Genomic DNA, 19,128 nt, shown 5'->3' on the forward strand with positions numbered 1-19,128 from the left:
CCCGATACCGTCGATCGCGACGACCGCGGCGTCGGTTCCGTCGACCGCTATCTCGATGATACGGGTGCGATCGGTGTTGACGAGGCGCAGCCGGCAATCCGACGCGGCGGGCAGGCCGATCTCCGCCTCCGCCGCACCATTGGCGCTGCGGATGTCGCCATAGGTGCCGGCCTTGCTGGCGCCTCGCCTGGTATAGAAGCCGCGGAACGTCCCCTTCTCGAGATCGATCGGCCAATCGCGGAGCTGCACCACCACATCCGCCGCATAGGGCTCGGTGGTGTCGCCATCGACAATCAGGATGCCGACCAGACCGCGCCCGAGTTGCTCGGCCGTGTCGCAGTGGGTGTGAAACCAGAATGTCCCGGTGTCGGGGGGTGCGAAGCGGTAGCGGTAGCGCCCGCCCGGCTCGATCGGCGGCTGGACGAGATAGGGAACGCCATCCTGGTCATTCGGCAAACGGATGCCGTGCCAGTGGATCGATGTTTGCTCGTCGTCGCGCGGCAGGTCGTTCTCGACGACGACATCCAGCCGGTCGCCGAGCCTGATCCGGAGCACCGGCGGCCACTCGCCGTCCGAGAACGTCCACATCGGCATTGCGCGGCCATCGAAGCAGGGGAGATCCACCTGGCGTTCTGCAGCCACGAAGCGAGCCGATACCGTGCTGCCGGCGCCCGGCGGGAGCGGGGGCGGCAACGTCCGCGCCAATGCCGCGACGCGCGTCGCGCCGGCAACACCGGCACCCGCCACCAGGCAGGCCGTCCCGGCAATGAAGTGGCGACGCGTGAGCATGATCGAGGCGGGCTTCCGGACTCGAGAGCCCGGATACTGCTGCCCCCCTCCGCCAAAGACAATCTCCTCAAACGCGCATAGGGCTCAGTCCAGCGTCCGCCGGTAGCGGACCAGCGCAATCCCGGCGACGGCCGCCCAGAAGACCAGAAGCGGCCAAACGTTGTTGGCGACTTCCGGAACCCCGCCGCCTTTCAGCATGACGCCGCGCACGACCCGCAGGTAATGCGTCAGTGGAATAACCTGGCCGATCACCTGCGCCCAGTCCGGCATGCCACGGAAGGGAAACATGAAACCGGACAGAAGGATCGACGGCAGGAAGAAGAAGAAGGTCATCTGCATCGCCTGCATCTGGTTCCGGGCGATGGTCGAGAAGGTGTAGCCGAGCGTGACGTTGGCCGCGATGAAGAGCAGCGTAACCGTCAGCAGCAGCCACATCGGTCCCTTCATCGGCACCGCGAAGAGCACCGCGGCGGCGACCAGGATCACCGCCACCTGAACGAAGCCGAAGCCGATATAGGGGACGATCTTGCCGATCATGATCTCGTAGGGCCTCGCCGGCATCGCCATGAGATTCTCGATCGTGCCGCGCTCGACCTCGCGGGTGAGGGCGAGCGCCGTCATCAGGATCGTCGTCATGGTGAGGATGGTGCCGAGCAGGCCGGGGACGATGTTATAGGCGGTGATCCCTTCGGGATTGTAGAGACGGTGGACGATGACATCGACCGGCAAGCCGCCGGGGGAAAGCGACGCGAGCGGTCCGGTCGTCTCGTGCGAAATGGCGCTGCGAACGATCTCGTTCAGCGATCCGAGGGCATTGGCGGTTGCCGCCGGGTCCGTCGCATCCGCCTCGACGAGAAGCTGCGGGCGTTCGTGACGGACGAGCTTGCGTTCGAAGCCGACGGGAATCGTCACGATGTAGTTGAGATCGCCGCGCGCCAGCATCTGCCGGGCCGCCGCCTCGCCCATCGGTTCCGGCGCGACCGCGAAATAGTCGGAAACCTGCATGCCGGTGACGATGGCGCGGCCGACCGGCCCGTTGTCGGCGATGATGACGGCGGTGGGCAGGCGCTTCGGGTCGGTGTTGATGGCGAATCCGAACAGCACGAGCTGAAGGATCGGCACGCCGATGATCATCGCGAAGGTGAGCCGGTCGCGGCGCATCTGGATGGTCTCCTTGACCATCACCGCCATCACCCGCGACCAGGAGAAGGAACGCAGGCGAACCCTCCGCCGGCCGGCCAGGGGCGTCGCGGCGTTCGGTATCGCGTTCATCGCGGTGCCTCCTTCGAGGCTCGGGCTCCGCCCTCGCACCTCGGGATGGCCGGGCCGGCAGCGGTTCGAACATCGGGACGCCCTGGATGACCAAGCACCCATCGCCGTCCCGAGGTGTTCCGCGAAGCGGAGCCTCGAAGGACGCGAGACCTCTGACCGGCCGTCCGGAAACACCGCACCCCGGTCATGGCCGCGCCTCCGTGCCGCCGTTGCCATCGAAGTTGTCGGCCGTCTGGCCCATCAGCCGGATGAAGACATCCTCGAGGCTGGTCTCGTCCGGTTCGGCGCGGGCGCCGGTTCCGGCGATGACTTCCCTGACCGCCTGTTCCAGAAGCCGTTCGTCGGTGCCGACGACATGAAGGTCGTTGCCGAAGGAGGCGACCTGATCGACCCCCGGCCGTTCCCTCAGCCGGCGGGCGAGCGCCGCGCCGCTTTGTCCCTTGACGACGAAGGTATGGAGGCCCGAATCGGCGATGACCTCCGGCACGGTTCCCCGCGCAACCACCTGACCATAGGCGATGTAGACGATGCGGTGGCAGCGCTCGGCCTCGTCCATGTAGTGGGTGGAGACCAGGACGGTCAGGCCATTGCCGGCGAGCTCGTGAATCTCGTCCCAGAATTCGCGCCGCGCCTTGGGGTCGACGCCGGCGGTCGGCTCGTCGAGGAGAAGAAGCTGCGGCTTGTGCATGACGCAGGCGGCGAGTGCCAGGCGCTGCTTCCAGCCGCCGGAGAGCGTGCCGGCAAGCTGGTTGCGGCGGTTGGTGAGACCGAGCTGCCCGAGGGTGCTGTCGACATAGTCCCCGCGCGGGGTCAGGCCGTAGAGGCGGGCGACGAAATCCAGATTCTCGCGGATCGTCAGATCCTCGTAGAAAGAGAAGCGCTGGGTCATGTAGCCGACTTCCAGCTTGATGCGGTCGGCCTCGGTCCTGATGTCGTAGCCGAGGCAGGTGCCGTCGCCGGAATCCGGCTTCAGCAATCCGCAGATCATCCGGATGGTGGTGGTCTTTCCCGACCCGTTGGGACCGAGGAAGCCGACGATCTCGCCGCGGGAGACGGTCATGTCGACGTGGTCGACCACGGTCTTGCCGCTGAAGGCCTTGGTCAGCCCGCTGATCTCGATGATCGGCTCGCCATTCATGATCCGGCCCCGCCAAGAATCCGGACGTCGATCGGCTGGCCGACCTTGAGAGACCCGGCCGCGCCGAGGGGGCGGGCCTCGACGCGGAAGACAAGCTTCTCGCGGTTGTCCTTCGAATAGATGACCGGCGGGGTGAACTCGGATTCGGTGGCGATGAAGTCGATCTCCGCCACCATGTCCGGGTCGCAGTTGTCGCAGGAGATAGAGACCCTGTCGCCGAGAGCGATCTCCGCGAGCATCGGTTCCGGAAGGAAGAAGCGGACCTTCTTGTTGGCGCCCGGCAGGAGCGAGACGACCGGCTCGCCGGCCGCGACCCGCTCGCCGGGCTCGAAGAAGGTCTCCTCGATGAAGCCCGCCGAGGGCGCCTTCAGCGTCCGTCGCTCGAGGGCGATCCTGGTCCGGGCGAGGGCCGAGGCCTGCGCCGCGACGTAGCGCTCGGCCGCGTCGATCTCCTCCTCGCGGGCGGGAAGCTTCGCGACCTCGAGCTGGCGCTCGATCGCCTCCACCTTGGCCTTGGCGGCGTCGCGCTTGGCCTTGGCATTGTCGACGGCGGTCGCGGCGACGACGCCTTTCTCCCTGAGCTGGAGCTGGCGGGTATAGTCCTCGTCGGCGATCTTGAAGGTAGCGCGGGCCTCGCTGAGCTCGGCAACGATGACGCCGATCTCCTCCGGGCGCTTGCCGGAGAGCAGATTGGCGAGCTGGGCCCTGGCCTGGGCCAGCAGGGCCTCCGCCCTGGTGACCGCTTCCTTCTCGTCCGCGTCATCGAGGCGAACGACGACATCCCCTTCCCCGACCATCGCGCCGGCATCCACCGGCCGCGCGACGACCCGTCCGGCGGTCTCGGCCGAGACATAGACGTAGGTGCCCTCGATATAGCCCTGCAGCGCCGTGTCCGAGGTGCCGAAGCACCCGGCGAGAAGCAGCGCCGATGCGATCACCAGCGCTTTCATGGCCCTGCCTCCGCCTCCAGGATCGCCTCGACATGCAGCAGGATGACGCGCCGGATCGCGGCGCGCTCGTCCTCTCCGATCGACGGCCATTCCATGCGCCTGAGGACGAGGGCATGCGCGACCCTGAAGACCATGATCTGGCCGATCATCGCGAAGACCCGGATCCTGACCTCCTCGTCTTCCTCGCTTCGCCCGAGAATCCGCGCGACCAGCTTCGCTCCGAGCGCATGGGTGCCGCCCATGAAGCGATAGATGATGTCGAAGGCGCTGGTCGGCTGGAGCTGCTCGCGAATGATGAAACGGGCCCAGCGTTCGGCCTCGTCGGTACCGAGAATGACGTCGACATAGGTCTCGATCATCCGGAACAGCGTGGCGCGCGCCGCCTCGACGGATTCCGTCGCTTGCGGCGCGCTGGCCAGTGCGACGGCCGGACCGACCAGACCCGAGGTCCGCTCGACGATATATTCGGCGACGGCGCGATACAGCTCCTCCTTGCCGCCGAAGTGATAGACGATCGCAGCGAGGTTCGCGCCGGCCTCCCTCGCGATCTCGCGGGTGGTCGCGCCTTCGAATCCCTCCCGGCCGAAGACATCCAGCGCCGCCGCGATCAGCCGCGCGCGCGTGTCGGCGCCGCGGTCCCGCCGGGCGCGACGGTAGTGGCGGGAAACCGGCAATTCGCCATCGGCCCGTGCCGCGGCCGCATCCCCCGGGCCTGTCTTCCTCGACGTGGTGGCTCCTGCCATGCGGTATCTCCCGTATCCGAAATCTAAATCACACGTTTGAACGACATAGTCAATCGTTTGATTTATTTATGGAAGAAGCGACCGGGAGAAAGTGCGTGTGTCGCGAATAACACTGTTATTACAATGGCTTATTGTCGGATGCGGAGCCGAGGAAACCGCTCGCTTGCCGGCCGGCTAGAGCCGATCGCGCAGCGCGTACCAGGACATCCCGGCGACAAGCGCCGGATAGCGCAGCCACCGGCCGCCGGGGAAAGGCGGACAGGGAAGGCCCGCAAACACGTCGAACCGGGTGGTGTCGCCGCCGATCGCGTCGGCGATCAGCTTGCCGGCAAAGGGCGCCAGCGCCACACCCTGACCGGAATAGCCGGCGGCCGTGTAGACCCCCGGCCGCAGGCGGCGAATATAGGGCAGCCGCTGCATGGTGATCGCCAGCCGGCCGCCCCAGGCATAGTCCACCTTCGTGCCCTTCAGACGGGGATAGACATTGAGCAGGTGGCGGGTGACGAATTCGGCGACATCCGTACGCTCGGTCGGGGCGTAGGACTCGCCACCACCGAAGAGCAGCCGTCCGTCGGCGGTCGGGCGGAAATAGTAGACCACGAAGCGCGTGTCGGAGACCGCGGCTCCACTCGGGATGAGGCCACCCGGCCGGCCGGCGCCGATCGGCGCCGTCGCCAGGATGTAGTTGTCGATCGGCATGACATGGGCTTCGGTGTCGTCGTCGATGCCGTCGAGATAGCCGTTGCCGGCAAGCAGGACGATGTCGGCGGCGACGCTGCCCTTCCCGGTCGTCACGGTCCAGCGGCCGGATTTCGCCACGCGGGTCGCGCGCGAGCCTTCAAAAATCCTGGCGCCGGCACCGGCGGCGGCACGGGCAAGACCGCGGGCGAATTTCAGCGGGTCGAGATGGCCGGCGCCATTGTCGAGGCGCCCGCCGTGATAACAGTCGGTGCCGATCGCCGCCGCGACCGCCTCGCGGTCGAGCCACTCGACCGCCCCGTAGCCGTAGTCGTCGCGCAGCGTGTCGACATAGGCCCGCTCTTCGGCAACCAGGCGCGGCTTGTGGACCGCCTCGATCAGCCCGAGCCGCCAGTCGCAATCGATGCGATGCCGGGCGATCAGGCCGAGGGTCAGCGCCTTGGCTTCCTCGCCGAGACGCCAGAGGCGCAGCGCGTCGTCGCGACCGAAGCGGCTTTCGAGCCAGCCCTGGTCGCGGCGCTGGCCGGAATGGAGCTGCCCGCCGTTGCGGCCCGACGCCCCCCAGCCGACGCTGTTGGCCTCGACGACAACCGCGTCGACGCCCCGCTCGGCGAGATGCAAGGCCGCCGAAAGCCCCGTGAAGCCGCCGCCGATGATCGCGACATCGGCGGTGACCGGCTCGGTCAGCGTCGGATAGACGGGAACCGGGTCGGCCGATGCGGCATAGAGCGATGGAGCGTCAGCGAGCCGCATCGGTATTGCCCCTGCCCGAACGCCCGGTCACGTCTTCCGGCTCTCCGTGGGATAACGGGTGCCGTCGGTGTGCGCGTAGCCATCATCGTCGGCGACGAGATCGATACCGGGGTACCAGGCCTTGCCGCCTTCCGGCATCCGCGTCCCGACCTCGAGCAGGACGACGTCGGCGTTCGACCGGTTCTGGAAATGATGGCCATCCGGGTCGCCAGCCCTGAACCCGGCGCAGTCCCCGGCCCTGAGACTCTCCTCGCCGCTGTCGGTAACGAGCGTCGCCTCCCCTTCCAGAACATAGACGAACTCGTCCTCGTCGGTGTGCCAGTGGCGCTGGCTGGACCACGCGCCGGGCGGCAGGCGGCAGATATTGACCCCGAACTGGGTGAGGCCGGCCGCATCGCCGAGCTTCACCTTCCTGCGCTTGCGGCAGGGTCCGTCAAAAGGCGCCGGATAGACCGTGCCGTCGGAGCGCGGCGCCAGATCCCGATCAATCTTCTTCGACATGCCACACTCCTCGCTCCCCGCCGGGAGCCATTCCGAAACGCTCAGACATTCAACAGGAGATATTCGCGCTCCCACGGACTGATCACCTGCATGAAGGTCTCGTATTCGGCCTGCTTGATCGCCCGATAGGTCGCGACGAAGGCCCGGCCGAAGATATCGGCCAGTTCCTCGCAATCCTCGAACAGGGCCAGCGCCTCCAGCAGGCCGCGTGGAAGATCGATCTCGTCGACATTGGCGCCACCGCTGACCGGCTCCGAACACGGCACACCGCCGACGATACCGAGATAGCCGCATGCGAGCGAGGCGGCGATGGCGAGGTAGGGGTTGGCGTCCGAGGAGGGAATCCGGTTCTCGACGCGACGCGCCGCGGGCGACGAATTCGGCACCCGCAGACCGACGGTGCGGTTGTCGTAGCCCCATTCGGTGTTGACCGGCGCCGAGGCCGCCCGCTGCAGGCGGCGATAGGAATTGACATAGGGCGCCATGATCGAGGTCACGGAAGGCAGGAATTTCTGCGAGCCGCCAATGAAATTGAAGAAGGCCTGCGTCGGCTCGCCGGCCTCGTCGGAAAAGATGTTCTGGCCGGTTGCCGTATCCTCGATCGACTGATGGATATGCATGGCGGAACCCGGCTCGCCCGACATCGGCTTGGCCATGAAGGTCGCATACATGTCGTGGCGGAGCGCGGCCTCGCGGATCGTCCGCTTGAACTGGAAGACCTGGTCGGCAAGGCCGAGGGGGTTGCCGTGACGGAGGTTGATCTCCATCTGGGCCGCGCCTTCCTCGTGGATCAGCGTGTCGATCTCGAGGCCCTGCTGCTCCGAGAAATCGTAGATGTCGTCGAAGAGATCGTCGAATTCGTTGATCGCGGCAATCGAATAGGACTGACGCGCGGTCTCCGGCCGGCCCGAGCGGCCGGTCGGCGGCGCCAGCGGGTAGTCGGGATCCTTGTTGGGGCGGACGAGATAGAATTCGATCTCCGGCGCGACCACCGGCCGCCATCCGCGCTTGTCGTAGAGCTCGATGACCCGGCGCAGCACCTGGCGCGGCGCGATGTCCACGGCGCGCCCGTCCGCGTAGCGGGCATCGTGGATGAGCTGCGCGGTCGGGTCCTCCTCCCATGGGACGACGGCCAGGGTGCTGAGGTCCGGCTCAAGCAGGACGTCGCGGTCCGCCTCGTCGTTCTGGAACGTGTCGTCGTCGGCCGGCCAGTCCCCGGAAATCGTCTGGGTGAAGATCGACACCGGCATCGACATCACCGGCCCGGCGAGAAACTTGCTGACCGGCATCATCTTGCCACGGGCGACGCCGGCCTGATCGGGGACGATGCACTCGATATCCTCGATACGTCGGGCGGCCAGCCAGTCTCGCGCTTCCTCGAGGGAGGCGACGCCACTGGCGCGCCCGTCGATCGTGTTTGGGTCCTTCGCTTTTCGCAAAAATCACCTGTCTGGCCGGCGCTTCCCGCCCCGGCAGAGAAGCTTCATTGCCCGGGGCATGGGATCATGGGAACGATCGATTGATTTTGCTCGGAAAACCGGCGCCGGGCAACCGAGGCATCCCCGGCCCGAGTTGGTTGAGGCCAATCATATTTGAATCTAACGTGAGCCGGGGAGCCACGCGCCAACACTCGAGCATGGAGTTCAGGATGCCAGTCGCCATCAGCCGCTACCCGCTCGCTGCATCACTTCTCGTCGCCCTGACCGCAATCGCGCCGGCCGAGGACAAGGTCGTCAACGTCTATAACTGGTCGGACTATATCGACGAACAGGTCCTCGAGGACTTCACCAAGGAAACCGGCATCAAGGTCGTCTACGACGTCTACGACAACAACGAGATCGTCGAGACGAAGCTGCTTGCCGGCGGATCCGGCTACGATATCGTCGTTCCCTCGGCGTCGAACATGGCGCGGCTGCGGGAGGCCGGAACGCTCCAGAAACTCGACAAATCGAAAATCCCCAACCTGGTGCATGCCTGGCCCGAAATCACCAGCCGCCTCGAGGTCTACGATCCCGGCAACGAATACGCGGTCAACTACATGTGGGGCACCACGGGCATCGGCTACAACGTCGACAAGATCGCCGCGATCATGCCCGACGCGCCGGTCGACTCCTGGGATATGATCTTCAAGCCCGAGATCGTGTCGAAATTCGCCGATTGCGGCGTATACCTGCTCGACACGCCGGAAGAGATGATCCCGGCGGCGCTCAACTACCTCGGCCTCGATCCGGACTCCAAGGATACCGGCGACATCACCAAAGCGGCGGAGCTGCTGAAGTCGATCCGGCCCTATGTCCAGAAATTCGACTCGTCCGAATACATCAACGCCCTGGCCAATGGCGATATCTGCCTGGCCGTCGGCTATTCCGGCGACGTGCTGCAGGCGCGCGACCGCGCCGCGGAGGCGGATGCCGGCGTGACCGTCGAATACGTCATCCCCGAGGAAGGCGCGCTGATGTGGTTCGACTCCTTCATCATTCCGGTTGACGCGCCGCATCCGGATGCGGCCCATCAATTCATCAATTTCATGATGCGCCCCGAATCCGCCGCCGCGAACTCGAACTACGTGTACTACGCCAACGGCAACATCGACTCCCAGCCGATGCTCAACGAGGACGTCATCAGCGATGCCGCCATCTATCCCGGCCAGATGACGATCGACCGGCTGTATACGACGACCGCCTATTCGCCGCGTGTCCAACGTGTGGTAACGCGCGAATGGACCGCGGTGAAGAGCGGCAGCTGACGAGACAGGGCGCGGCGTCGCGAGGCGCCGCCTCCCAACCGGGATCGGAGATTCGATGGCGGCTAAGGCAATTGGTCCGGTCAGGCGGACATTTGCTCCCTGGGATGATCCGGCGGCGCCGCCGTTCATAGAATTCCGCAACGTCACCAAGCGCTTCGGCGATTTCGTCGCCGTCGATAACCTGTCGCTGACCATTTACGAGCGCGAGTTCTTCGCCCTGCTCGGGCCATCCGGCTGCGGGAAGACGACGCTGATGCGGATGGTCGCCGGCTTCGAGGAGCCGACCGAGGGCGAGGTGCTGCTCGACGGACAGGACCTTGCCGGCGTCCCGCCCTACCGGCGGCCGACGAACATGATGTTCCAGTCCTATGCGCTGTTCCCGCACATGACGATCGAGGCGAATATCGCCTTCGGGCTCAAGCAGGACCGGATGCCGAAGGCGGAGATCAACGCCCGGGTCGAGGAGATGCTGACCCTGGTCAAGCTGACGCCTTTCGCGAAGAGGAAGCCGCACCAGCTCTCCGGCGGCCAGAAGCAACGGGTGGCGCTGGCGCGTTCGCTGGCCCGCAAGCCCAAGGTGCTGCTGCTCGACGAACCGCTCGGCGCCCTCGACAAGAAGCTGCGCGAGGAGACGCAATTCGAGCTCGTCGACCTGCAGCAGGAGCTCGGGCTCACCTTCCTGATCGTCACCCACGACCAGGAAGAAGCGATGACGGTCGCCGACCGCGTGGCGATCATGGATCACGGCCGCATCATGCAGGTGGCGACGCCGGCCGAGGTCTATGAGCAACCGAATTCACGCTACGTCGCCGACTTCATCGGCGACATAAACCTCATCGAGGGGCGGATCGTCGACCGCGCCGGCGGCCGGGTCTGGCTCGATTGCGGCGAGGCCGGAGGCATGATCGAGGTCGAGCAGGCGATGGAGGCGGCCACCGGCGACGACGCATGGTTCGCGATAAGGCCGGAGAAGATATCGCTCTCGCTCGAGGCGCCCGCCGCGCCCTCGGTCAACTGTATCACCGGCGAGGTCTGGGACATCGGCTATCTGGGCGACGTATCGATCTACCACGTACGCCTGCCGGACGGCACGACGATGAAATCGACGGTCACCAACCGCACCCGCCTGGTCGAGCGACAGATCACATGGGACGACAGGGTCTGGCTGACCTGGCCGCGCGACGCCGGCGTCGTGCTGACGCGATAGGCGGGAGATGACGACGGTGGATTCCCCAGGCAGGCACGATACCGCAAACAGGCCGAACCCGGCGCGCTGGCTGGTCGTCGCCATTCCCTATGTCTGGCTGTTCCTGCTCTTCCTGATCCCCTTTCTCATCGTCCTCAAGATCTCCTTCTCGCTGACCGCGATCGCGCAGCCGCCCTATACGCCGGTGCTCGACCTCGGCGGCGGCATCTCCGGCGTGATCGAGGCGTTCAAGGAATTCACCGTCGAGAACTATCTCTGGCTCACCGAGGACGCCCTATACGCAAAAGCCTATCTGTCGAGCATCGAGATCGCGGTGGTGTCGACCGCGCTGGTGCTGCTGGTCGGCTATCCGATCGCCTACGGGATGGCGCGGGCGCCGAAAGCGATCCAGCCGATGCTGCTGATGCTGATCATCCTGCCCTTCTGGACGTCGTTCCTGATCCGGGTCTATTCGTGGATCGGCATCCTCAAGAAGGAGGGCCTGCTCAACCAGTTCCTGCTGTGGCTTGGCGTGATCAGCAAACCGCTGACGATCCTCAACACCGACACCGCCGTCTATATCGGCATCGTCTATTCCTACCTGCCCTTCATGATCCTGCCGCTCTATGCGGCGCTGGAGCGGCTCGATCCGACGCTGCTCGAGGCGGCCGCCGACCTCGGCTGCCGGCCAAGCCGCGCCTTCTGGCGCGTCACCTTCCCGCTGTCGCTTCCCGGCGTGATCGCCGGCTGCTTCCTGGTCTTCATCCCGGTCACCGGCGAATTCGTCATTCCCGATCTGCTCGGCGGCTCCAACACCCTGATGATCGGCAGGACATTGTGGAACGAGTTCTTCTCGAACCGGGACTGGCCGCTGGCCTCCGCCGTCGCGGTGGTGCTGCTGCTCATCCTGGTGGTGCCGATCGTCATCTTCCAGAACCGCGCCGAGCGCGGCGAAGGCGCGATCAACAAGGTGCCGATGTGATGCCCGCGCGTCCGCTCCGGGTCGTCGCAGCCGCCGCCGGGAGCCTCCGCCGATGAACCGCCGGGCATCCTGGTTCAACGTCACCTCGATCGCGTTCGGGCTGGCCTTCCTCTACCTGCCGATCCTGCTGCTGATCATTTATTCCTTCAACGAGTCGCGGCTGGTCACCGTGTGGGCGGGCTTCTCGACCAAGTGGTATGTCTCGCTATTCTCGAACCAGGGCCTGCTCGACGCGGCATGGGTGACGCTGCGGGTCGCGCTGCTGTCGGCGACCGCCGCGACGATCCTCGGAACGCTCGCCGCCATCGCGCTTGTCCGTTTCGGACGGTTCTACGGACGGACGCTGTTCTCCGGAATGATCTACGCCCCGCTGGTCATGCCGGACGTCATCATCGGGCTGTCGCTGCTGCTGCTGTTCGTCGCCGTCGACTTCGGGCGCGGCTTCTGGACGATCGTCCTCGCCCATATCACCTTCTCGCTGTGCTTCGTCGCCATCGTCGTCCAGTCGCGGCTGTCCACCTTCGACCGCAGCCTCGAGGAGGCGGCGCTCGACCTCGGCTGTCCGCCGGTCCGGACCTTCTTCCAGATCACCCTGCCGCTGATCGCCCCGGCGGTGATCGCCGGCTGGATGCTGGCCTTCACGCTTTCCCTGGACGACCTGGTCATCGCCAGCTTCACCACCGGACCCGGCGCCACGACCCTGCCGATGAAGATCTACAGCCAGGTCCGGCTCGGGGTGACGCCCGAAATCAACGCGGTCAGCACCATCCTGATCGGCATCGTGTCGATCGGGGTGATCGCCGCATCACTTGTCACCAAGCGCCGCGAGGTCGCCCGGATCCGGGCCGAACGACAGGCCGCGGCGGGCATCAGGAACGGAATCTAGCCAGACCTCAGCCGTCGCTGGGGCTGGCCGGCGGCGCGGGGGCAGGCTCGGGCGCGGCCTCGCCGCGATCGACGGGGGGGCCGAGATCGGGAAGCACCCGCCAATCGCTCCAGGTGCCCTCGACGAGGAAGGGGACGTTCATGTCGCCGCCGTCGTCGCCCGCGCCGGCCAACGTCAGCGTACCCCGCGCGTCGATCGTCGGATCGAACATGCCGGCGTGTCCCGTCACCTGCAAGGCGAAGGCGTCGCCGGCCGCCCGGAGATCCTCGACGGTGACGACGCCCTCGCCGAAGGCAAGGGACGCGTTGGCGGAACCGAAGGCCGTCGACCCGGCCCATGCGGCGCCCTCGGGATCCTTGATCGCCTCCGGCAGGCGCGCAAGATCAACGCCGTCGAGGGCTCCGTCGGCGATCGCGATGGCGCCCGTTCCCGCCAAGGTCTCGATCAGGTCGCCCCAGGTGGCGCCCTTCGCGGTCGCATCGATCGTCACATCGCCGATTCCCTCGAGGGCATCGATCCCGGCAAATTCACCGAGGAGCCCGGCGACCGACATATCCTGCAGCCGGAGCTGAGCGGCGACATTCAGCGCGTCGTTGTCCATCGCCAGCGAGACCCGGGCATCGGCGGTGCCCTCTTCGAGCTCCGCTTCGCCGACATTGACGACCAATTCCCCGTTCTTGAGGGTGACGGTGGCGCCGGTGCGGCCGACCTCCATGGCGCCGGCAACCAGCCGCGAGGTCGACAGCCGCAGGTCGATATCACCGTCGGCGAGCGGCAGCGACGCGGGCGCGGACTGCCACGGTCCGGTCGCGGTCAGCCCGGCATTGGCCGCCTCGAGATAAGGGGACAGATCGAGGGATTCGAAGGCGAGCGTGCCGGAGATCGCGAGCGGCCCGTCGCCGACAGTGGCGGTCAGCGCGCCTTCCGCGGCGTTGCCGTCGAGCTCGAAGGTGGCATCGGAAACCGCGACCGTCGAGCCGAGCCAATTGACCTTGCCGTCGATCGCCCCGGCACCGAAGGTCGCCCCGGCCTCGGCCGGACGGCCCATCCATTCGGCGACCCGTCGGACAGAAGGCGTCGTCAGCTTGACATCGCCCTCGAGCTGGGTGCCATCCAGTTGCAGGGCGTTGCCGACAAACGAGAGACGCAATGGCGCCGCCGAAAAGGCGAGGCGCAGCGTCGAACTGCCGCCGGCCAGCAGATCAAGCGGTGCATCGATGCTGCCGTTGAACTCGACAGGCTCGCCGCGCCAGACAAAAGAGCCGTCACCCGCCGCCATCTGCGACGTGGTCGTCCAATCGAAGCTCGCCGTAACGCCGGTCAGCTCCCCCTTCCGGCCGGTGCGCTCGTCGGTATAGGAAATGGTGCCGTCGCGAATGGCCAGCCGGCCGAGCTGTACGTCGGCCAGCGGCGACGGCGGCTCGATCTCGTCGGTCGTCCCCTCCTTGTCGCCTTTCGACATCTGGGCGCCGATCACCCCGTCGGCCATGATCCAGTTGCCGACCCCATCCGCACCGGTCCTGAGATTGATATGGGGGTTGGCGAGGCGGAAGCGGGCGAATTCGAGCCTGCCGAGAAACAGGGGCAGGATCTCGAGCTTGGCCGTCATCGTCTCGATTTCCATGAACGGTTCGTCGCCCATCCCCGGCGCGTTCGCCAACCTGGCGTCGTTCAACCTGACCGTCAGATAGGGGAAGAGGCTGAGGTGCGGCTCACCCCGGAAGGTGAACTTCCGGCCGGTCCAATAGGCGATCTGGTCGACGATGCGGCTCTTGATCACATCCGGCGAAACGACCAAAGGCACGGCCGCCGCGGCAGCGACCACGACGACGACGACGATCAGCGCGCCGATTGCGAACCGTCTCGTGAGACTGGGCCCAGCCTTCGCCATTCCGGTTTCCTCTTGACTAGCCCCGCACCGGATAGGCAGAAACCCCCGGGTCCGCAAGGAATTTCTTGACTTTTTCCAGTGGCTTCTGGTCGCCTTGCGCAAACCCGATGGCCGCGCAATCGTTATTTGAGGGAGCCGGATATCTTGGCCGCGACGGACGATCAACCACTCTGGACACCTGCCGGGATCGAGGCGCTGCCGATCACCCGTTTTGCCGCGGAGGCGGAACGCCGCGCCGGCCGCCGCCTGGCCGGCTACGATTCGCTGCACGGCTGGTCGGTCGAGGACCCGGCGGCTTTCTGGGACCTGTTGTGGGATTTCTGCGACGTGGTGGGCGACAAGGGCGAACGCCACTCGCTCGATCTCGACCGCATGCCCGGCGGCCGCTTCTTCCCCGATGCGCGGCTCAATTTCGCCGAGAACCTGCTGCGTCGCGACGACGATGCGGACGCCCTCGTCTTCCGCGGCGAGGACCGTGTCGCGACGCGGCTGAGCTGGCGCGAGCTGAATGAGCTGGTGTCGCGGCTGCAGCAGGCCCTGCGCGACCTCGGCGTCGAGCCCGGCGATCGCGTCGCGGCGCTGATGCCGAACATGCCGGAGACCATCGCCGCGATGCTGGCCGTGGCCTCGATCGGCGCCGTATGGTCGTCGGCATCGCCCGACTTCGGTTCACGGGGCGCCCTCGACCGTTTCGGCCAGATCGCGCCGAAGGTGCTGATCGCCTGCGACGGCTATTACTATGCCGGCAAGACGATCGACGTGTCGGAGAAGCTCGGCGAAATCGTCGCCGGCCTCCCCGGCGCCCCGGCGGTGATCGTCGTCCCCTATCTCGGGCGCGCGGAAGCCGTCGCCGCGGCCCTGCCAAACGCAAAAAGCCTGGCCGACACGATCGCCCCCTTCGCGGCCGCCGCGGTGGACTTCGTCAGGCTCCCGTTCTCGCACCCGCTCTACATCCTCTTTTCCTCGGGCACGACCGGCGTGCCGAAATGCATTGTCCATTCGGCAGGCGGAACGCTGCTCCAGCACCTGAAGGAACACCATCTGCAAAGCAGCGTCGTGCGGGACGAACGGGTCTTCTACTTCACCACCTGCGGCTGGATGATGTGGAACTGGCTGGTCTCCGGCCTCGGTCTCGGCGCGACGCTGCTGCTCTACGACGGCTCGCCGTTCCATCCCGGGCCGGACGTGCTGTTCGACTATGCCGTGGCGGAGCGGATGAACGTCTTCGGGACCTCCGCCAAATATATCGATGCGGTGAAGAAATCCGGCCTGAGGCCGATCGACCGTTTCGACCTGTCGCGCGTCCGGATGATGATGTCGACCGGATCGCCGCTGGCGCCCGAAAGCTTCGATTTCGTCTATCAGGCGATCAAGCCCGACATCCACCTGGCCTCCATCTCGGGCGGAACGGACATCGTCTCCTGTTTCGTCCTCGGCATCCCGAACAAGCCGGTCTGGCGCGGCGAGATCCAGGGGCCGGGGCTCGGCATGGCGATGGACGTCTACGACGAGGACGGCAAGCCGCTGCCTTCCGGCAAGGGCGAACTGGTCTGCACCCGGCCGTTCCCTTCGATGCCGATCGGTTTCTGGAACGACCCCGAGGGGGCCAGATACCGCGCAGCCTATTTCGAACGCTTCCCCGGAATCTGGTGTCATGGCGATTTCGCCGAATGGACCGCGCATGGCGGCATGATCATCCATGGCCGGTCGGACGCCACCCTCAACCCGGGCGGCGTGCGGATCGGCACGGCGGAGATCTATGCCCAGGTCGAGACAATCCCCGAAGTGACCGAAGCCCTGGCCATTGGCCAGGACTGGGATGGCGACGTCCGCATCGTGCTCTTCGTCCGGCTGAAGGAGGGTGTCGACCTCGACGAGGAGCTGATCGGCCGGATCAAGTCGGTGATCCGGCGCGGCGCGACGCCGCGTCACGTTCCCGCCCGGGTGGTGGCGGTCCGCGACATCCCGCGCACGAAGTCCGGCAAGATCGTCGAACTGGCGGTCCGCGAGGTGGTTCATGGCCGCCCGGTGAAGAATGTCGACGCCCTCGCCAATCCGGAAGCCCTGGCGTTTTTCAAGGACCGACAGGAGCTGTCCGAATAGGAACCGGCCTGGCCCGAGCCGCCGGCGGGGCGTTAAGTTTAATACAAGGTATCTTATTACAATGAAAACCGGGGTATCGAATCAATTCATTATTCAGGAAATAACAATTGTCTTCAGTGAAATAACTACCTGTTAACTGGATAAGCTCGACCTTCTGGCAGATTTACAGGCGGCATTCGCCAGCCGGGAGTACGAGCAATGGCCATCTTCAACCGTTTAGCCCGTGACGAGAGCGGCAACGTCGCGGTGGTTTTTGCCCTGGCGCTGATCCCCCTCTTCGGCGCCGTCGGCGCCCTCATCGACTATACGCGCGTCAGCAACCTCCGCGCCGAGGTCGCGGCGGCGATCGACGCCGGACTCCTGGCGGTCGGCAGCCAGCCGCCGATGTCTGACCAGCAGGCCTTTGACACGGTGAACAAGTGGCTGGAGACACATATCAAGCCGACCTATCAAGGCAACTGGAAGCTCGACTCCGTCGTCCAGCAAAAGGGCGGCAAGATCACCGCCACCGTCTCCGGCGCGATCGACACCACCATCGCCAAGGTGCTCGGAGTCCAGTCGATCCCGATCAGCGTCACCTCCGAAATCGTCAGCGCGGTGGGCAAGGTCGAGGTGGCGATGGTGCTCGACAACACCGGATCCATGGCGACCAAGAACAAGATCGGCAAACTCAAGGACGCGGCCGAGGCATTGGTCGATACCCTGGCGAAGGCGGTCCTCGACCCCAGCGACCTGAAGATCGGGCTGGTACCCTTCTCGCAGACCGTGAATGTCGGTCCCAACTACAAGGACGCCGCCTGGCTCGACAAGGACGGCAAGTCGGATTCGGCGAAGAGCCTGTTCCTCGGCCAGGAGGTCAACCGCCTCGACCTGTTCAAGGCGATGGGCACCACCTGGGGCGGCTGCGTGGAGACACGTTTCGGCTACGAGGCGAGCGAGACGCCGGCCGACAGCGCGAAGCCGAACACGCTCTATGTGCCGTTCTTCGCACCGGACGAACCGGGGATTGCGGGCGAGGGCGACAACGGCAAGAAGAACAACGGCACCAGCCCGCCCTACGACTACAACAACAGCTATCTCGACGACACGCCGCTCGGCACAATCAAGGCCGATCTCGCCACCAAGGGTCTCAACGACGCGCTGACACTGCCCGATTACCGGCTCCTCGAGGGCGACATCCTCAAATATGCCGGGTCACCGACGCCCTATGAGGGCACGACGGACAGCCTCAAATACGACTATGGTCCCAACTCGGGCTGCGAGATGGCGCCGATCATGCGGTTGACCACCAACACCGCGGAAGCCAAGACGGCGATCAACAAGATGATCGCCAACGGCAATACCGACATCCCGATCGGCGCAAGCTGGGGATGGAACGTCCTGTCGGACAAGGGGCCGTTCGGGGACGGCGTCGCCTATGGCACGGAAGACTGGACCAAGATCATGGTCCTGATGACCGACGGCAACAACGAGAACCAGACCGGCAACGAACTCAACGAATCCATCTATTCCGGACTTGGCTACGTGTGGCAGGAGAAGATGGGCGTCCCCGCCGACAACAAGAACAAATCGGCGCGGACAGCGGCGCGCGACGACAAGTTGTCCGAGATATGCACGGCGATGAAGGCGAAAGGGATCGTCATCTACACCGTCCGTGTCGAGACGAATAACGGCATGCCCAGCGATCCGGTGATGAAAGCCTGTGCCACCCAGCCCGACTATTACTACGAGGTCAACGACGTCTCGAAGATGGTCGCGGCCTTCGAGGACATCGGCAATTCGATCCAGAAACTGCGACTGGCGCGCTGATCGCTGATCCGGAAGGATTTCCGAAAGGGCCGCACGTTACGGCCCTTTCCGCCTTTTCGCCGATGGCGCCTGGCACCGATCCCTCCGAACTCGCCGAGTCGGTGGTCCCGCCCGGACTGCTGAAAGGGCGCTGCGGCGAAAGGGGACGGTGGGCAGCGCCGGCTAGCGCGAATGCTTCAGCCTCAATCCGGGCAGTCCTCGACCTGCCAGCCGGTCCCCGCCCGCAGGCTTCGCGACATGTGCGTGACCAGCGGGTCGTAGGCTTGCTTCCCGGCGGCGGGATATTCGATCGAAAGACCGTTCCAGACGGCGTCGCCGCAGGAGAGCAGCCAGCGGCGATAGAAGATGCGGTCACCCCTGGTGCCCGAGACGACCAGCCCGCGATCGTCGCGCCGACGATAGGTGATCGTCGCGCCGTCCTCCGGCGTCTCGTAGATGGCAATCGCCTCGTCGATGGTATCGAAGGTCTGGAGGCTGCCGAAGACGGCGACGGACGCGGTTCCGTCCGGCGAGGTGAATCGCAAGCCGTCGCCGTTGGCCGGCGGCTCGCCCGGCCGCCAATCGGCCGGCACGTCGGCGGTGGTGCCGAACCGTTCGTTGACGTAGGTCTGCCAGGTACCGGCAAAGGCGAAGCCGGTGGCGACCACCATCGCCATCAGCCCAAGGACGAGGCGGACCAC

General features: G+C 65.8%; 16 protein-coding genes. 6 read left to right on the top strand and 10 right to left on the bottom strand.

All coding sequences use genetic code 11. From position 1 onward, the window contains the following. From KDJ86_RS06800 to KDJ86_RS06835, 8 genes are all read right to left on the bottom strand, one after another. On the bottom strand, nt 1–789 hold a 789-nt coding region (locus KDJ86_RS06800), incomplete at its 3' end, for a multicopper oxidase family protein (RefSeq protein ID WP_291744249.1). 84 nt (nt 790–873) lie between these two features. After that, complete coding sequence (locus KDJ86_RS06805) at nt 874–1,980, bottom strand: ABC transporter permease (RefSeq protein ID WP_521085263.1); 1,107 nt, start codon at nt 1,978–1,980, stop codon at nt 874–876. Between the two features lie 265 nt (nt 1,981–2,245). Continuing rightward, nucleotides 2,246–3,199, bottom strand: coding sequence for an ABC transporter ATP-binding protein (locus KDJ86_RS06810; protein WP_291744254.1), 954 nt, complete (start codon nt 3,197–3,199; stop codon nt 2,246–2,248). Continuing rightward, nucleotides 3,196–4,149: an HlyD family secretion protein gene (locus tag KDJ86_RS06815; RefSeq protein WP_291744256.1), complete on the bottom strand. Its 954-nt coding sequence runs from the start codon at nt 4,147–4,149 to the stop codon at nt 3,196–3,198. Before KDJ86_RS06815 ends, KDJ86_RS06810 begins: the two co-directional genes overlap by 4 nt. Beyond that, the gene (locus tag KDJ86_RS06820) at nt 4,146–4,892 is read right to left on the bottom strand and encodes a CerR family C-terminal domain-containing protein (RefSeq protein WP_291744258.1); all 747 of its coding nucleotides are present in this window, start codon (nt 4,890–4,892) and stop codon (nt 4,146–4,148) included. Before KDJ86_RS06820 ends, KDJ86_RS06815 begins: the two co-directional genes overlap by 4 nt. 174 nt (nt 4,893–5,066) lie before the next feature. Continuing rightward, on the bottom strand, nt 5,067–6,344 hold the full coding sequence (locus KDJ86_RS06825; RefSeq protein WP_291744260.1) for an NAD(P)/FAD-dependent oxidoreductase: 1,278 nt from the start codon (nt 6,342–6,344) through the stop codon (nt 5,067–5,069). Between the two features lie 27 nt (nt 6,345–6,371). After that, nucleotides 6,372–6,845: a cupin domain-containing protein gene (locus tag KDJ86_RS06830; RefSeq protein ID WP_291744262.1), complete on the bottom strand. Its 474-nt coding sequence runs from the start codon at nt 6,843–6,845 to the stop codon at nt 6,372–6,374. A gap of 41 nt (nt 6,846–6,886) precedes the next feature. After that, on the bottom strand, nt 6,887–8,284 hold the full coding sequence (locus tag KDJ86_RS06835; protein WP_291744263.1) for a glutamine synthetase family protein: 1,398 nt from the start codon (nt 8,282–8,284) through the stop codon (nt 6,887–6,889). A gap of 209 nt (nt 8,285–8,493) precedes the next feature. Between KDJ86_RS06835 and KDJ86_RS06840 the strand changes: the two genes are divergently transcribed. Genes KDJ86_RS06840 through KDJ86_RS06855 form a run of 4 tightly spaced genes read left to right on the top strand, consistent with a single transcriptional unit; the run spans nt 8,494 to nt 12,645 of the window. Next, nucleotides 8,494–9,591 (top strand): polyamine ABC transporter substrate-binding protein, encoded by a 1,098-nt coding sequence (locus tag KDJ86_RS06840; RefSeq protein ID WP_291744265.1) that lies wholly within the window; start codon nt 8,494–8,496, stop codon nt 9,589–9,591. Between the two features lie 55 nt (nt 9,592–9,646). After that, nucleotides 9,647–10,798, top strand: a complete 1,152-nt coding sequence (locus KDJ86_RS06845) for an ABC transporter ATP-binding protein (RefSeq protein ID WP_291744267.1) — start codon at nt 9,647–9,649, stop codon at nt 10,796–10,798. Nucleotides 10,799–10,805: 7 nt separating this feature from the next. Beyond that, the gene (locus KDJ86_RS06850) at nt 10,806–11,759 is read left to right on the top strand and encodes an ABC transporter permease subunit (RefSeq protein ID WP_521085262.1); all 954 of its coding nucleotides are present in this window, start codon (nt 10,806–10,808) and stop codon (nt 11,757–11,759) included. Between the two features lie 52 nt (nt 11,760–11,811). Next, a complete protein-coding gene (locus tag KDJ86_RS06855; protein ID WP_291744271.1) occupies nt 11,812–12,645 on the top strand; it encodes an ABC transporter permease in 834 nt (277 codons plus the stop codon). A gap of 7 nt (nt 12,646–12,652) precedes the next feature. Here KDJ86_RS06855 and KDJ86_RS06860 read toward each other — a convergent pair whose 3' ends face one another. After that, nucleotides 12,653–14,536: an AsmA family protein gene (locus KDJ86_RS06860; protein WP_291744273.1), complete on the bottom strand. Its 1,884-nt coding sequence runs from the start codon at nt 14,534–14,536 to the stop codon at nt 12,653–12,655. A 144-nt stretch (nt 14,537–14,680) separates the two neighbouring features. Between KDJ86_RS06860 and KDJ86_RS06865 the strand changes: the two genes are divergently transcribed. Both KDJ86_RS06865 and KDJ86_RS06870 read left to right on the top strand, forming a co-directional pair. Next, entirely contained in the window at nt 14,681–16,639 is a 1,959-nt protein-coding gene (locus tag KDJ86_RS06865) for an acetoacetate--CoA ligase (protein WP_291744275.1), read from the top strand. A 198-nt stretch (nt 16,640–16,837) separates the two neighbouring features. Beyond that, a complete protein-coding gene (locus tag KDJ86_RS06870; RefSeq protein WP_291744277.1) occupies nt 16,838–18,448 on the top strand; it encodes a TadE/TadG family type IV pilus assembly protein in 1,611 nt (536 codons plus the stop codon). A gap of 182 nt (nt 18,449–18,630) precedes the next feature. On the opposite strand, the gene KDJ86_RS06875 is transcribed toward KDJ86_RS06870, so the two are convergent. Beyond that, a complete protein-coding gene (locus tag KDJ86_RS06875; protein WP_291744278.1) occupies nt 18,631–19,128 on the bottom strand; it encodes a hypothetical protein in 498 nt (165 codons plus the stop codon).

The organism is Bauldia sp., assembly GCF_020442045.1.
GTDB lineage: Bacteria > Pseudomonadota > Alphaproteobacteria > Rhizobiales > Kaistiaceae > Bauldia.